This window comes from Lysinibacillus capsici (genome assembly GCF_003367505.1).
In the GTDB taxonomy this organism is placed as follows: Bacteria; Bacillota; Bacilli; order Bacillales_A; family Planococcaceae; genus Lysinibacillus; species Lysinibacillus capsici.
Map to the genome: position 1 here is coordinate 42,177 of NZ_PXXX01000014.1, position 15,881 is coordinate 58,057.

General features: G+C 37.9%; 12 protein-coding genes. 9 read left to right on the plus strand and 3 right to left on the minus strand.

Translation table 11 applies throughout. The annotated features are described in order from the left end of the window. Positions 1-2: 2 nt before the first annotated feature. The 8 genes from C7B89_RS13080 (at position 3) to C7B89_RS13115 (ending at position 10,545) form a co-directional block, all read left to right on the plus strand. Positions 3-830 (plus strand): carbohydrate ABC transporter permease, encoded by an 828-nt coding sequence (locus C7B89_RS13080; RefSeq protein ID WP_115673892.1) that lies wholly within the window; start codon positions 3-5, stop codon positions 828-830. Further along, the gene (locus C7B89_RS13085) at positions 817-1,815 is read left to right on the plus strand and encodes an N-acetylglucosamine kinase (RefSeq protein ID WP_112117102.1); all 999 of its coding nucleotides are present in this window, start codon (positions 817-819) and stop codon (positions 1,813-1,815) included. The genes C7B89_RS13080 and C7B89_RS13085 overlap by 14 nt, the downstream gene beginning before the upstream one ends. Before the next feature lie 20 nt (positions 1,816-1,835). Then, on the plus strand, positions 1,836-2,741 hold the full coding sequence (gene murQ / locus C7B89_RS13090; RefSeq protein ID WP_103117332.1) for an N-acetylmuramic acid 6-phosphate etherase: 906 nt from the start codon (positions 1,836-1,838) through the stop codon (positions 2,739-2,741). A 51-nt stretch (positions 2,742-2,792) separates the two neighbouring features. Next, the gene (locus tag C7B89_RS13095; protein ID WP_208644733.1) at positions 2,793-3,680 is read left to right on the plus strand and encodes a MurR/RpiR family transcriptional regulator; all 888 of its coding nucleotides are present in this window, start codon (positions 2,793-2,795) and stop codon (positions 3,678-3,680) included. A gap of 309 nt (positions 3,681-3,989) precedes the next feature. Beyond that, entirely contained in the window at positions 3,990-4,496 is a 507-nt protein-coding gene (locus C7B89_RS13100) for a phage tail protein (protein WP_054548699.1), read from the plus strand. A 12-nt stretch (positions 4,497-4,508) separates the two neighbouring features. Beyond that, complete coding sequence (locus tag C7B89_RS13105; RefSeq protein WP_115673863.1) at positions 4,509-5,009, plus strand: phage tail protein; 501 nt, start codon at positions 4,509-4,511, stop codon at positions 5,007-5,009. Between the two features lie 19 nt (positions 5,010-5,028). Further along, entirely contained in the window at positions 5,029-5,553 is a 525-nt protein-coding gene (locus C7B89_RS13110; protein WP_115673864.1) for a phage tail protein, read from the plus strand. A 45-nt stretch (positions 5,554-5,598) separates the two neighbouring features. Then, a complete protein-coding gene (locus C7B89_RS13115; protein WP_115673865.1) occupies positions 5,599-10,545 on the plus strand; it encodes an S-layer homology domain-containing protein in 4,947 nt (1,648 codons plus the stop codon). Positions 10,546-10,727: 182 nt separating this feature from the next. Here C7B89_RS13115 and C7B89_RS13120 read toward each other — a convergent pair whose 3' ends face one another. The 3 genes from C7B89_RS13120 to C7B89_RS13130 form a co-directional block, all read right to left on the minus strand. Next, positions 10,728-11,810, minus strand: a complete 1,083-nt coding sequence (locus C7B89_RS13120; protein WP_054548703.1) for an ABC transporter ATP-binding protein — start codon at positions 11,808-11,810, stop codon at positions 10,728-10,730. 106 nt (positions 11,811-11,916) lie between these two features. Continuing rightward, positions 11,917-12,780 carry a PucR family transcriptional regulator gene (locus tag C7B89_RS13125; protein ID WP_115673866.1) on the minus strand — a complete coding sequence of 288 codons (864 nt, stop codon included), beginning with the start codon at positions 12,778-12,780 and terminating at the stop codon, positions 11,917-11,919. Positions 12,781-12,921: 141 nt separating this feature from the next. Further along, positions 12,922-15,108, minus strand: a complete 2,187-nt coding sequence (locus tag C7B89_RS13130) for an MMPL family transporter (protein ID WP_115673867.1) — start codon at positions 15,106-15,108, stop codon at positions 12,922-12,924. 124 nt (positions 15,109-15,232) lie between these two features. Between C7B89_RS13130 and C7B89_RS13135 the strand changes: the two genes are divergently transcribed. After that, positions 15,233-15,853 carry a TetR/AcrR family transcriptional regulator gene (locus C7B89_RS13135; protein WP_115673868.1) on the plus strand — a complete coding sequence of 207 codons (621 nt, stop codon included), beginning with the start codon at positions 15,233-15,235 and terminating at the stop codon, positions 15,851-15,853. Positions 15,854-15,881: the final 28 nt, after the last annotated feature.

Consider the following 15,881-nt stretch of genomic DNA (forward strand, 5'->3'; position numbering starts at 1 on the left):
TAGTGAAGCAAGGCGCTATTTGGGTTCGACCATTTTATTATCTTGTGGTGTTTACGGTGGCGACCATTAGTTTATATCCAATTTTGTTAATGATTTTATCTTCATTTAAAAAGAGCGTGGATATCTATAAAAATCCATTGGGTTTACCGACTAGCTTTAGCTTAGATACTTATCGTACATTATTAGCAAAAATTCCATTTACAACATACTTTCTAAACAGTCTATTTGTCAGTATTGTATCTGTGATACTAATAGTGGTTGTTTGTTCACTGGCTGCATTTTATATTGCTCGCTTTAAATTTTCTTGGAATCATGCATTGTTCTTTATTTTTTTATTAGGCATGATGATTCCTATAAAATTGGGGATTGTCCCGCTCTTTATATTAATGCGTGATTTAGGACTGATAAATTCCTTATGGTCTTTAATTTTGATGAACATGGCGACAAGTATTCCATTATCCATGCTGATCTTAACTGGCTTTTTTAAAACAATGCCTTATGAATTAGAGGAAGCAGCCCGTATAGATGGGGCGGGGAACTTAAGAGTTCTTTGGCATGTAATGTTACCGTTAATGAGACCTGCCCTTGGAACAGTGGTTATTATAAATTTTATTGCTTCATGGAATGATTTCTTCTTCCCACTTATTTTTATTACAGAAAAAATGAAACGGACGATACCTGTTGGAATGATGTCACTTTTTGGTGAGCATTCGGCAGATTGGGGCTCTCTTTTTGCAGGTTTAACATTAGCTTCATTACCAATGATCCTATTATTCTTTATTGCCTCAAAGCAATTTATGGAGGGGCTGACGGCTGGTGCCATTAAATAGGCAATACATTATTGGGGTCGATGGTGGTGGGACGAGAACTCGTGCAGTGATTGGGACAAGAAAAGGGGAAGTGCTGGCTTTTGTTGAAGGAGCTGGAACGAATATAAAATCAACGCCACCTGACGAGGTAAGGCTACATATTATCAAGCTCCTTGCCACGTTACTACAAAAGATAGATGCAACAAATAATGATATTGCTGCGGTGTTCTTATGTGTGGCAGGGGGCGATCGCCAGTTAGATAAAGAACGCTGGGAGCAATGGATTAGCTTCCTTTTCCCTGCTAGCTCCTGTAAGATAACCATCACCAATGATGCGGTAGCGGCACTTACTAGCGGCACATTTACACAGCAAGGGCTCGTTGTGATAGCAGGAACGGGTTCCATCGTATATGCAGTTGGAAAAAATCATCAAGTTAGTCGTGTTGGAGGATGGGGTTATTTATTAGGAGATGAGGGCAGTGGCTACTATATTGGGCAAGAGGCATTGCGATTGATTACGCGACATTATGATGCTATTGGCGTGAATGAGGATCTGTTTACAGCGACTATTATGGAGCAGCTAGCATTAAAGAATCCTACTGAAATTATTACGCATGTTTATGAGCATCCACAGCCACGTGTACTCATAGCCTCCGTAGCTCGTGTGGTGTTGCGTTTAGCAGAGCAAAATAATGATAGGGCACAAAAAATTATTGAACACGCTGCTCATCATTTAACTCATTTCATCCAAATAATGTTGAAAAAAGAGCCTCAGCTAAAAGGTGACTCTATTGTCCTATGTGGAGGTTTATTCGAAAATTTTTATTTTGTTCAATGCTTTCGAGAAAAATTACAGCTTGCTAAAATACCTAATCGACTAATACAACCAGAGGTGCCACCTGTTATAGGAGCTTTCGTTAATGGACTTCTCAGTGAAGGAATTCCAATCACAGAGGCTTTACAACGAAAGGTAAAAGGAACTTGGATGAGTATCCATGAAAAATAGTGTGGAGGGATTTGATTTCAATGGAACGAATGACAAAACTGACGACTGAAGGCTATCATCCAGATACGACAAATCTAGATTTAATGTCCACTATTGAAATTGTAAAGCTGATGAATGAAGAGGATAAAAAAGTACCATTAGCCATAGCAAAGGTTTTACCTGAAATCGAGCAGGCTGTCACAGCTGTTGTGGATGCACTAAAGAAAGGCGGTAGATTATTTTATGTTGGTGCAGGGACAAGTGGGCGAATTGGTTTGCTAGATGCCGTAGAATGTCCACCTACATTTAGTACATCACCAAAGCTTGTGCAGGCAATATTGGCTGGAGGAGCAGATGCAGTAATGATTGCCATAGAAGGTGCAGAAGATGATCTTTCATTAGGAGAGGTTGAACTACAGAAACAACAGCTAACAAACCGAGATGTAGTGATAGGGATTGCAGCAAGCGGTCGAACGCCTTTTGTCAAAGGAGCATTAAATTATGCTCAACAACTAGGGGCAAAAACAATCAGCTTAGTGAGCAACGCTCATTCTATTATTAGTAAGCATGCAGATATTGCAATAGAGGTGATTACAGGACCAGAAATTTTAACAGGTTCTACAAGACTAAAGGCTGCAACAGCTCATAAACAAATATTAAATATGATTACAACGACAACCATGATTAAGCTTGGAAAGGTCTATAAAAATTTAATGGTGGACGTTCATGCTAGTAATTTTAAATTGCGAGAGAGAGCCAAACAAATCGTCTGTGAGGTAACGGGAGTTTCTTATAATCAGGCTGAAAGTGTTCTGGAGCAAAACAATTATCAAGTAAAGCTCGCGATTGTGGTGCTACTGACGAATACAACGATTGAAGAGGCGACGGAATTACTTGCTCAATCAGAAGGGCATGTGCGGAGAGCGGTGTCTCTAAAGAAATATTGATGAAGGAGGTACATGGATAACTTCCTTTTATCTAGAGATGGAGCTGGAAAAATGGAAAAAATAAATGCGGGTTTAATTATGCTTGCTGAAATGTGCGAAAAGCTTCCACTCTCCGAAAAAAAGGTGGCAAGCTATATATTAGCACACCCAACACAGGCTATAAAAATGACAGCGGTTGAACTAGGAGAGGCAAGTCAAACAAGTAGTGCCGCAGTTATTCGGCTGTGTAAATCGTTAAATATTAGTGGTGTTCAAGAGCTGAAATTGCGCATTGCTGGTGATTTACAACATGCTAAAGTTGAAGATCGAGATATTGAGGCGAATGAAGCGCTGCCATCGATTGTAGAGAAGGTAACGATGCAAAGTAGTGAAATTTTGACACAAACAGCTAATTTAATAGATATTGCTGAATTGGAGCGTGCCGTAACGGCCTTATCACAAGCCCGTAAAATTATATTTTTTGGAGTGGGTGCATCAGGTATAGCAGCAATGGATGCGGATCAAAAATTTTTACGAATCAATAAAAATAGTAGGGCATTTGTGGATTTGCATTTAGGAGCTACAGCCGTTGTCAATGCACAGAAGGGGGATGTGGTAGTAGGTATCTCCTTCTCCGGAGAAACGCATGAAGTGGCTAAAATCCTTGAAATAGCTGGCCAAACACCAGCCACTACAATTAGTTTAACGCGCTATGGTAGTTCACTAGTGTCTAGCCTAGCAGACATTTGTTTATATGTATCTCCCAATGTTGAAGCAACTTTTAGAAGTGGTGCCACTTCCTCACGTCTAGCGCAGTTACTTGTCATTGATATTTTATTTATGGGGGTAGTGACGAGTGCCTATGAGCAAACAGTGGATCATTTAGATGAAACACGTTCAGTTATTCAAAGGTTGCATAAAAAAGTGGCTAAAAGAAAAAATAAAATAAAAACATATTAATGTTAGTATGTTCAGACTGTAGACAAAAGCTATCGAGAAGTTTTCTCTCGATAGCTTTTGACATTTTTATTCTCAGAAATAAAAACGAATTCTGGTTTTAGGTATTTAGTTTAATATTTTTATAGATGTAATATCATTACCCACTTTTATCTCTTAAATCTTTCTTATAAGCAACAACATTGTATTGATATTTTGGATTAAATGGTAGGTGGGTTAGTCCATTTTGGAAAAATATATTTTTTAACCTAATTTTAACCTTGTTATTGTAATGTGCTAGGTAAAGCAATATTTTGTAAGGAGGTTTTAAGAATGGAACAATATGTTGGAGAAATTCGATTATTTGCTGGCGATTATGCCCCAGACGGCTGGGCTCTTTGTAATGGTCAACTATTATCTATTTCCGAAAATGAAATACTTTTTTCTTTGATTGGCACAACCTATGGGGGAGATGGTCAATCAACCTTTGCATTACCAAATTTTCAAGGCAGGGTTGTAGTACATCAAGGACAGAATCCAACTACTGGTACTACCTTTGTCAATGGTCAAATGGGAGGGGTGGAAACCGTCACTTTAATCTCGTCACAGCTTCCTGCACATACACATCAGGTAAAAGCTTCTTCTCTTGATGGCACAACCCCTAGTCCAGAAAATGCTGTTTGGGCAAAAAATATACAATATTCGACACAACCACCAAATGGCACAATGAATGCCGCCATTGTTTCAAGTGTGGGAGGAAACGCTTCTCATAACAATGTAATGCCGTTTTTAACAATTAGTTACATTATTGCTCTTTACGGTATGTATCCAACAGAATAGGGGGTATGAAGGATGAGTGAACAATATGTAGGTGAAATACGATTATTTAGCTTTGGGACAGTTCCAAGCGGATGGGCGCGATGTGATGGACAAATATTGCAAATTAATACAAACCAAGCGCTGTATTCAATTTTAGGAGCAACTTATGGTGGTAATGGCTCTACGACATTTGCATTACCTGACTTAAGGGGAAGAGTCCCAGTTCATGTAAGCAGTAGTATCCCACGTGGACAAAAAGCAGGAGAAGAGGTACATGTATTAACAATTAATGAGATGCCAACTCATACACATATTGTTAATGGTAGTTCAGAAAGTGCTACGTTGAAAGTGGCTACTGGAAATGTATGGGGAACTTCTTTTAAAAACATCTATGAAACAGCACAGCTTAATACACAAATGAGCATACAAGCTTTATCATCTGCAGGAAACTCACAGCCACATCAAAATATGCAGCCTTACAGTGTAGCGAATTACTGCATAGCTTTAGTAGGAATTTATCCATCAAGAGATTAGGGGAAGGAGGAAGACGAAAGTGTCAGAAGCATATATTGGAGAAATTAGAATATTTGGCGGTAATTTTGCACCAAAAGACTGGGCTTTATGCGATGGCCAGATAATAAACATTGCCTCGAATAGTGCATTATATGCTATTTTGGGTAACAGATATGGGGGAGATGGTAAAACCACGTTTGCATTACCCAATTTAAATGGTAGAGCTGCTATTCATCAAGGAACAGGTGTAGGATTAACGCCTAGAATTATAGGCAGTACGGGCGGTGCATCCTCTGTAACGCTGTTGGAAAATGAGATACCTAGCCATAACCATCAAGCGAATTGTAACAATATTCAAACAACTAATAATGAGCCAACGGGTGCAATATGGACAGATCAGCAAGGGAAAGGTAGCATCCCTGTTTATACACCTCAAGTAAATAAACCAATGAATCTAATGACCGTTAATGCTGCTGGTGGAAGTCAACCACATAACAATATGCAACCGTATTTAGGACTAAGCTTTATTATTTGTTTATATGGGGAATGGCCTCCTAAGAGTTAACGATTCATTAAATGAAGGGTGTGAAACCAAGAAGGAGAATATAGAATGGGAAAAAAGATATTAACCATAACCTTGTGTTTGCTGTTAGTCGCTTATAGTCAAATGGCAGGAATAGGGTTCGTGTCACCTTTAAAAGTGGAGGCGGCTGCATGCGATTCGCCAGATTTTCCAAGTTGTATACAGGATTTAAGTCAAGCTTCGTGGAAAGATGACACAAATAATGGCTTTGTAGTAGGCGGTATTCCTGGTGATAATGGTATTGATCTATTCACGTATAGCAATGGATCACAATTTCCAGCTGGTTATTATTTTGATGCAGATGAATATTCACCACCAAAATCAATTAGAATTTCAGCTGGAGAAAGCTTTGCAGGCGGGATCTTCGATTTAAAATCAATAAAAATTAATACGACTAATAAATATCTTGAAAACGATACATTTTCCTTATCAATTCAAGGGTATGATGAGACCGGAAACCCGAAAGGAAATCCTGTAACTTTTAAGACAGTTGCAAATCATGAGCCTATTTATGATATTCCTATTAATATAGAAGGAATCAACTCATTTGTCATTACTGCGAGTGTAAATTTTATACCTACTGTACAGGCGGGACTATGGGATTTAACGTTTACCCAATTTACGATTGATATCCCAAATAATAATCCGCCAACAATTACAAATGGTGCTATAAATCCTTCAAATATTACTACCTCAGGCGTACAGCTGGACTGGGCTAAAGCATCTGATGATATAACAGCTCAAGAGGATTTAGAATATCAAATCTATCAATCTAGTAGTAACAATATTGATACGGTTAGTACCATAGAATTGAATGGGACACCGTTAGACGGCTATATTAAAGATAGTAACTCCTTTAATGTTACAGGCCTTGCTGCCAATACTACCTATTATTTTAATATCATTGTCAAAGATACCGATGGCAATAAGAGTGCATATACGATGCAGCAGGTAACAACCCTTGCCTTAAATAAACCACCGACATCCAGTAATGGAACCATAGATGTAAACGAGGGTCAAGTGTATACATTTAATAGTACTTCCTTCGCATTTTCTGATGAAGATGCAGGAGATACTTTGCAACAGATTCAAATCTCTACTATCCCAAATAGCGGACAGCTCTTTCTTGATAGCAATAATAATCAGCAATTTGATGGTGGGGAAGCGATTACAAATGGTATGACAATCAGTAAGGCTAATTTAGATGCAGGTAATTTAAAATATATTACAGAAAATGGATCTTCTTCATCTTTTACATTTAAGGTAAGCGATGGTATTGATTTTAGTACTGTCTATACGATTAGTCTAGTCGTCAATGCACGTCCAGCAGTGACAATTTCAACAAATAAACCTAGTCCAACAAATAGCCTTCCAATTTTTATAGCTATTGTTTTCAGTGGGTCAGTGACAGGCTTTACGATTGGGGATATAGAGGTTACAAATGGAAATGTGACAGCGCTATCAGGAATTGGTAACACGTATACAGCCCTAGTATCACCTATTACAGATGGAGCTGTGAAAATCAAAATTCCTGAAAAGGTTGTTGCAACTAGTGGAGGTGCTTTAAATAAAGCATCAAATGAATTACAAATATTCTATGATAGTACACCACCTACTGATATTGAGCTCAATAATACTACTGTACAAGAAAAGAAACCCATTGGTACAACAGTTGGAACATTGGCGGCAGTGGATACAGGAAGCTCACAAACATTCACGTATTCATTACAGTCTGGAGATACAAGCTTCTTTACGATTGATGGGAATGTATTAAAGACAAAGGCAATGTTTGAATTCGATACGAAAAATAGTTATAAGATTACGATAAGAGTAACTGATGAGGCTGGTAATACGTTGGATAAGGAGTTTACAATCCAGATTACTAAAAATCATGCACCATCAGGTTCCATCATTGTTAACGGTGGACAAATCTCGACAAGTTCTATAAATGTTACCTTAAATTTGACGGCAACAGATTTAGAAGGAGAAGCGATAGAAATGCGCTTTTCGAATGATGGTATTACTTGGTCCAGTTGGGAGTCAAAAATATCTACGAAAAGTTGGACTTTATCCCATGGAGAAGGTAGTAAAACAGTTTATATGCAACTAAGGGATACTGCTGGCAATATATCAAATACATTCTCAGATACAATTGTTCTAGATACAACTCCACCAGTCATAACAGGGGTTACAAATAACGGTGTTTATAACACTGATGTAACGATTAGTTTTAATGAAGGAACTGCTACCCTGAATGGAGCAACCTTTTCAAGTGGAACCACAGTAAGTACATCTGGAAATTATACTTTGGTAGCAACAGATAGTGCAGGGAATACCACAACCATTACATTTGTGATTGATAAAGCTCTGCCAAAAGCTGTAGAGGTAGAGATCAAATCGAATAATCTGGATCCTACAAAGGCTAAGGTAGGAGATACGATCACCTTAACAATGAAAACAGATAAAAATATACAAGCACCTATAATTACCATTTCGGGGAAAGCTGCTATTGTAACAGGAGCATCCACAAACTGGCAGGCAACATATGTTATAGATAATGGTGATTTAGAGGGAACAGTACCTTTTACAATTAACTTTAAAGATCTGTTAGGTAATTCGGCAATAGAGGTAACGGACGTAACTGATGGAAGCTATGTCATTGTCGATAGCGTAAAGCCAACAGTAAAAAAGGTGACAATGGCTTCAAATAATGCTAACCCAACAGTTGCTAAGGTAGACGATGTAATCACAATCGACTTTGAGACAAGTGAGGACATTCAATCACCGAATGTATCAATCCTAGGACAAACAGCAAATGTCAATGATAAAGGTGATGGGGATGCTAAAACATGGCAAGCAAGCTATACGTTAAAGTCCACAGACTCAGATGGACCTATCAGTTTTACAATTGATTTTCAAGATATAGCAGGGAATGAGGGCTTACAGGTAACAGAGATTTCATCAGGGACAATTGTGATATTTGACAAAATTTCTCCTGAAATAACAACCTATTTCCCAGCGCATCAGGCAATTAATGTACAGCCTGCAGATAATCTTGTATTAACATTTGATGAAAAGGTTTTTCCTGTAACTAGTAAAAATATTGTCATAAGAAATGCTGCAGATAACCAAATTGTCGAAACTATTGCTGTTACACAAGCAAATGTTTCTATCACTAATGAAACTGTGACAGTAAATCCTACATTGGATTTAGCCCATAATACTACTTACAGCATTCAAATTGACGCAGGTGCATTTACTGATGTAGCAGGTAATGCGTATAAAGGTATTACTAATAATACTTCCTGGAATTTTACGACTAGTGCACTGCAAACATATACGGTTACGTATGACAGTAACGGGTCTGATGGGGGGATAGTACCAACAGATTCAAAGCAGTATAAAAATCAGGACACTATTACAGTACTGGGCAATACAGGTAATTTAATGAAAGCAGGGTATACATTTGTAGGATGGAATACGAAGGCTGATGGAAAAGGTGTTACTTATAAAATTGGGCAAACGATTCAAATGGGGAAAGGGAATTTGATATTGTATGCTTTGTGGTCTAAAAACAATGTACCAGGAGATGGAGGATCTTCAACGCCTAGTCCTAAACCAACACCTGATCCTGTTGCACCAAGTAATCAGCTAAAGATAAATGTTGTAGATCAAAGTATGCCAGATGATGTGCTCCTCCAAACCGTGTTAACACGTGTATTGAGTAACGGTAGCTTTCAAGATACAGTAAACTTTACAGTTGCAAATGCAAACGAGTTTCTTCGGATATTAGGGAATAAGGAAGATAAAAGATCTCGACTTGTGATCCCTAATATGGAACCTCCAGCAAGTGAAACAAAGGTGATACTTGATAGAGATGCTGCTAAGCGATTAATAGAGGGTAAATCACATTTTAGTATAGCTATGGGAATGGTCAAAATAGATGTTCCTTTTACTTCAATGAATGATTTCAATGAAGACATTTACTTCCGAATTGTACCGATTAAGGATGCATTGCGGCAAAAAGCTATTGAGGATCAGGCTAAACAAGCTGAAATCGTTTTACAACAGGGTAATGGCGCTAATGTAAAACTCGTTGGTCAGCCAATATCTATCGACACAAATCTACAAAACCGTCAAGTAACATTGCTACTACCATTACCAGCGAATCTCACATCAGCTCAACGAGAAAATATGATGGTCTATGTAGAGCATAGTAATGGAACAGCTGAAATAATACGTGGGCGTTTTGCAGAATTTACGAGAGGGCAAACAGGTATAGTCTTTGATGTAGAGCACTTTTCTACATTTTCTCTACTTTATGTAGAACAAGCGCAGGAAGAAGTGCCACCAGAGAAAGAACCAATAGAGGTAGACAGCACATTTGCTTCCTATATTCACGGCTATACAGATGGCACTTTCCGTCCGAATGTAAATGTCACTCGTGCCCAAATGGCAGCAATGTTGGCAAGAAACCTAAGTGACAATCATGTACCAGAAGCGTCTAACCTATTTTATGCAGATACAGCTACTTCATGGGCAAAAAACGATATTGAATATATTCGTACAGAAGGAATTATGCAAGGACGTCATGATCGTTCATTCGGGCCGAATGAAATGATTACTAGAGCCCAAATGGCGGTTATTGCTGTGAGATGGATTGATAAACAATGTGTAGAAGGGGCTACAGATACCTCGTATTGCGAAATAAATACAAGTGGAGAAACATATCGTGATGTGGCGGTCACACATTGGGCAGCAAAAGAAATCAATCGCATAAGTGCGATAGGTATAATGGTTGGCTTAGGCAATGGTGAATTTAGACCTGAAGAAAAACTAACACGTGCACAGGCAGTAAAGGTACTGAATCGAATCTTTAATCGTCCAATACCAACTGAGGACACAGAACAATTCTTCAAGGATATACCTAAAGAGCATTGGGCTTACTTTGAGATTCAAGCCGCGGCAAAATAAGATTAATAGAATAAGCACGCTAGGTGGATAATGCCTAGCGTGCTTTTAATTCGTTTGAAGAAATCAATTAATTTCTTATTTAAATTACCAGATGTAGAAGTTTGAACATAAATTGATTGCCATCAATGGTATATACAGCTGGCTTTCTCTTCCCGAACTCATGGGTTCGAAGCATGCATGCTTTAAAGACGTTCCTCTGTTTGAGGATCAAAGAAATGGATCTTTTCTTCCTTCATAAATAGGAAAACCTTGTCGGATGGATGAAAATTGTTATCAGCCTGTACTCGAGCTATAAAATTCTGATTTACTAAAGAACAATAGAGATAAGTTTCTGCTCCTAGTAATTCTGCAACATCAATCGTTGCAGTGAAAGTGTAAGGGGAAATAACATCAGTCATTTGTAAATCCTCAGGTCGTATACCCATAATAATCTCTTTCCCTAAATAATTTTTTTCCTTTAACAATGGTAAATGCATGGATGGGATAGGGAAGCTTTGCTCGCCTAAAAGGATCTCGGTATCTGTTAGACGACAGTGGAAAAGGTTCATGGATGGTGAGCCAATAAAGCCTGCCACAAACATGTTAAGTGGTGTATTATATACTTCTTTAGGTGTCCCAATTTGTTGTATAAGGCCATCCTTCATCACTACCAGACGGGTAGCCATCGTCATAGCCTCTGTTTGGTCATGTGTGACATAGATCGTTGTCGTTTGAATTCGTTGATGGAGCTTCTGGATTTCTGCTCGCATTTGTACACGTAATTTGGCATCCAAATTAGAAAGAGGTTCATCCATTAAAAATACCTTAGCATCTCTGACAATTGCTCTTCCCAGTGCTACACGCTGACGTTGTCCACCAGATAGAGCTTTTGGTTTTCTTTTTAAATAATCCTCTAATCCTAAAATCTTAGCAGCTTCTTTAACACGACGATCTATTTCCTTTTTATCAACCTTTCGAAGCTTTAAGCTAAATGCCATATTTTCATAGACTGTCATATGTGGATATAAAGCATAGCTTTGAAATACCATTGCAATGCTACGATCTTTTGATTCCACATCATTCATGAAAACATCGTCAATGTATAGTTCTCCCTTTGATATATCCTCTAAGCCAGCAATCATACGTAAAGTTGTTGTCTTACCACAGCCAGAAGGGCCTACAAACACAATGAATTCTTTATCATGGATATGCAAATTAAAATCAGTTACGGCCTGGATATTTTTATCGTAAATCTTATAGATATGCTCTAACCGTAATTCCGCCATACATACTGCACCCCTTTACAAGTCATATTTTCATTGTAAATGACTTTAGAATAGAGTGATATGGAAAGCTTGCACAGTGTTGAAGGCATAATTTGTGCAGTTGGTCTTAAAGTGATTCTAAGAAAATAATTGCGAGATAAACTTCTAGCCGATGGGAAAATTGCCGAATATCCTTTTGCGTCATTTGTTGAAATTTATCTAAGCGATTTTGTAAGGTATTACGGTGCATATACATTTTTTTAGAGGCTAATGTAATGTTTCCATCGCATTCAATCAATTTCTTAATTGTATGGAGTAATTCTGGCTGAGAAGTGGCTCTTTTTAGGATAGAGGAGATAAAAATTTCTTTCTCTTGATAGGCTAGATGCTGCGTTATATAAGGCACTAAAAGCTCTTGCTGTGTGAGTACATGCTTTGGTGTATAAGTCCAAATGGATGGTAGAAGGTGAACATACCAGTTAAATCGTTCCTTGGTTGTGGTGATGTTGTGTATAATATCAGAAATAAAAATTTTAAAATGAGTCTCTAAGTCTGCCATTATAGGATTAACATAATGAGTCAAATCTAAAAACTCCTCATTGTAGTCGATACACTCGATTATGCCAAATAATTGTGGCTGAAGCGATAGCAGTATAATATCCTTCCCAAGTAAAGCTTCGAAGACTGAACGCAATAATGTAGGTGTTGAAAAGTCTTTATCAAAGTGAAGAAATAACAAACGATGCATAGGAAGATTAGTTGGAGCAATATCTGTTTTATCTGTAAAATAATCAAGCCAAATCATATCATAGTTATCGTATAAAACAGTGGGGCCTGAGAATATTCGCAATAGCTCATATTCATTTTGTGTCATTGTGTGTATGGGAATTTCGTAAAGCTGATTGTCAAAATTAAATACATAATTTCCATCAGTTTTACCTGAGAAGGGGCTTAATAATGGGAAACGTTTCTGTAATTTTTGAAGATCCATGCATGCCACTCCTTATTTAAATAGAATGTAATAAGGTCAATTTACTATAATTATATGATGAAATGCTTATAGTATTAATATAAAAAACACGGACATGAGCAAGTATGACAATCATACCTAGCTAATGTCCGTGTTATCTATTTAGGCATCTTTTTTAAATAACTTACCTGGCCAGAAAGCATATTTACCTAGTACTGTTGTGATGGCTGGTACAAGTAATGGTCTTACAATAAATGTATCGAGCAATACACCAATGGCTGTCACAACACCAAATTGAACAAGCACTTGAATCGGTAATGTTGCCAGCACCGCAAATGTACCTGCTAGGATGAGTCCAGCAGATGTAATAACGCTTCCTGTTCGGACAACACCTTCTTCTACAGCTGTTAAATGGTCAGTGGTTTTGCGCTTTTTCCAAATCTCTGAAATCATAAAGATATTATAATCCTCTCCGAGAGCAACTAAGAACACAAAAGCATACAATGGAATAGCACCAGAAATTGCCTCGGCCCCCATGATATGATGTAAGATTAACCATCCAGCGCCTAATGCCCCAAAATAAGAAATAATAACAGTCGCTAATAGATAAACAGTTGCTGTAATAGAACGTAAATAGACAAATAATAATAATGCGATTAAGGCAATCATGGTTGGCATGATTACTGTTTCATCTCGCTTAGTTATTTGTTGTGTATCATATTGACTAGCTGTTTCTCCACCAAGCCAAACATGTTTATCAGCGTTGTTGAGACCTTGTGCCTCTAGTATTTTAATAACCTCTTTTTGTAGTTCAGGAATATGAGCTAATGACTCCTGTGCATAAGGGTTGGCATCGAAATTGAGTTCATACAAGTGTATATTCTTATTTTTTTCGCCAATTTGTACATCTGCCACACTATCAATATAAGAGATAGCTTCAAGTTGTTGCTGGATATTGATATCAGTACCTTCTGTGTCTATTACTAATTGAACAGGTGCTAGTTCTCCAGGCGAAAAATTCTCTTCTATTAATGTAAATCCTTCTCTAGACGGCATATCTTTTGGGAAGGATGAAAGCAAATCAAATGTATATTGAATTCGCGGAACAAATGCCGCCAACCCTCCAAGTAAGATTACAGTTACAGCGATAACGACCCAAGGTTTATGGGTAACAAAATGACCAATTTTATGACTAACCTTATGTGAAGGCTTATGCTGTTTCTTGCCCTTTTTCTTGGCCATTTCCTCCGTTCGAGGAGTGAAGGGGAAGAACGCTACTCGCCCAATAAGGACAAGAATTGCTGGTAGGACAACAAGTGCTGCGACCCCCATGACAAGCACACCAAAACTAAATGGTACGGCAAAGCGTTGAAATGCGCCATAATGGGCAAGACTAAGGGTCGCTAAACCTATAACTACTGTTAGGGCACTCATTAAAATAGCACCACCCGATTCTTTAACAGCTAGCTTCATTGCGACCGTCTTATCCTCAACATCAAAGAGTATTTCTCTATATTTTGAAATTAAAAATAAACAATAGTCAGTACCTGCACCAAATAGTAAAACAGTCATAATGGAGACTGCCTGTGAATCTTTATCTATCCATCCCTGTTCAGCAAAAAAACCAAGTGTCGGGCTAATCACACCATAGGCAAGCCCTACAACAATTAAAGGAATAATAGCTAGCAATGGAGAACGATAAATAATAATAAGTAATACTAAAACGAGTAATACAGTTGCGATCAATAGCTTCACATCTGCTTGTGAAAATAAACTGACAGCATCAGTGGCAATTCCCACTGGTCCAGAATAGCGCACATGGAGTGCATCGCTTGATAATTTATCATCTAATTGGACTTGATAGCCTTCCATTATTTTTGTCAGCTTATCTAAACTATCCTGTAGCATATCTGTTGCGACACCTTTTTCAAAAAACACAGGTGTAACAATTGTTGTACCATTTTCAGAAGCGGAAGCCATTAAAGCCTGAGGTGGCATTTGATCAAATGGTGGAACCATTGTTTGATGGGCTAAGGGCTTTGCTTGCAGCTCGTTGTATACACCTTGTATAGCCGAAAAATCATCAGGTGTTAAGCCATTTTCACGATGCCACACCAACAATAGAGGTGTTCCAGCATCATTAGGAAATTGCTCTGCAATAATGGACGCAGCTTGCTCAGACATTTTGGTATTAGGTAAGTTTTTGCCTGACTCACTTTCTATACTATTGATTTGTGGCCAAGCAAATGAGAATACAACTACTAATAGCACCCAAAAAGCTAGTGCTAATAATCTTCCCTTTTTACTTGCAACCATTGAGCCCCATTGCTCAAGTGGATGTTTTTTCATCAAAAGACCTCCATTTCATGTAAGTGATTTAATTATATATACTAGAAGGTTAATTAATCAATCCATAAATATTAATATGTTATAATATGCGTAAAAAGAATGCTTAATTAAGGAGGCGAACTTGTTGAAACAATCACCGCGTGTTCTCGGGAGACCTCGCCATGATGAAAATGCGAAACCTACAAAAGATATTGTCCTTGAAACGGCCACAAGACTTTTTATTAAAGAGGGCTACAAAAATATTTCAATGGATGATGTAGCAAAGGCTTGTAACGTAACAAAGGCGACTGTCTATTACTACTACCCAACTAAAGGGGATTTATATACATCTGCTTTAATCGCTATGATGGATCGTATCAAGCTATCTATTCTACAAATTTTAGAGCAGCCTAAACCATTTAAAGAACGACTCGAACAGCTCGTTGAGGTTCATTTATCAGCCACTATCGATATTGATATGAAAAATTTTATGAAAGAGGCTACCATTAATTTATCGGAATCGCAGCTGAGACATGTTCAAGCATCCGAAAATGGTATGTATCAAACAATAGAGCATGCTATGCAAAAAGAGATGGAAAAGGGCACAATTCGAAAAGGAAATGCAAAGTTTTTCGCTCATAACTTTATGGCATTGATGACTGTAGGGTATTTTAAAGATGGGGATGGTAAAACTTTGCTAGGCTCAGTAGATGTGACGGCAAAGGAAGTAACAAATTTCTTCTGGCTTTCTGTTGAAAAACGTTAACCAAAATAGGTTTGTAAAAGGAGTTATC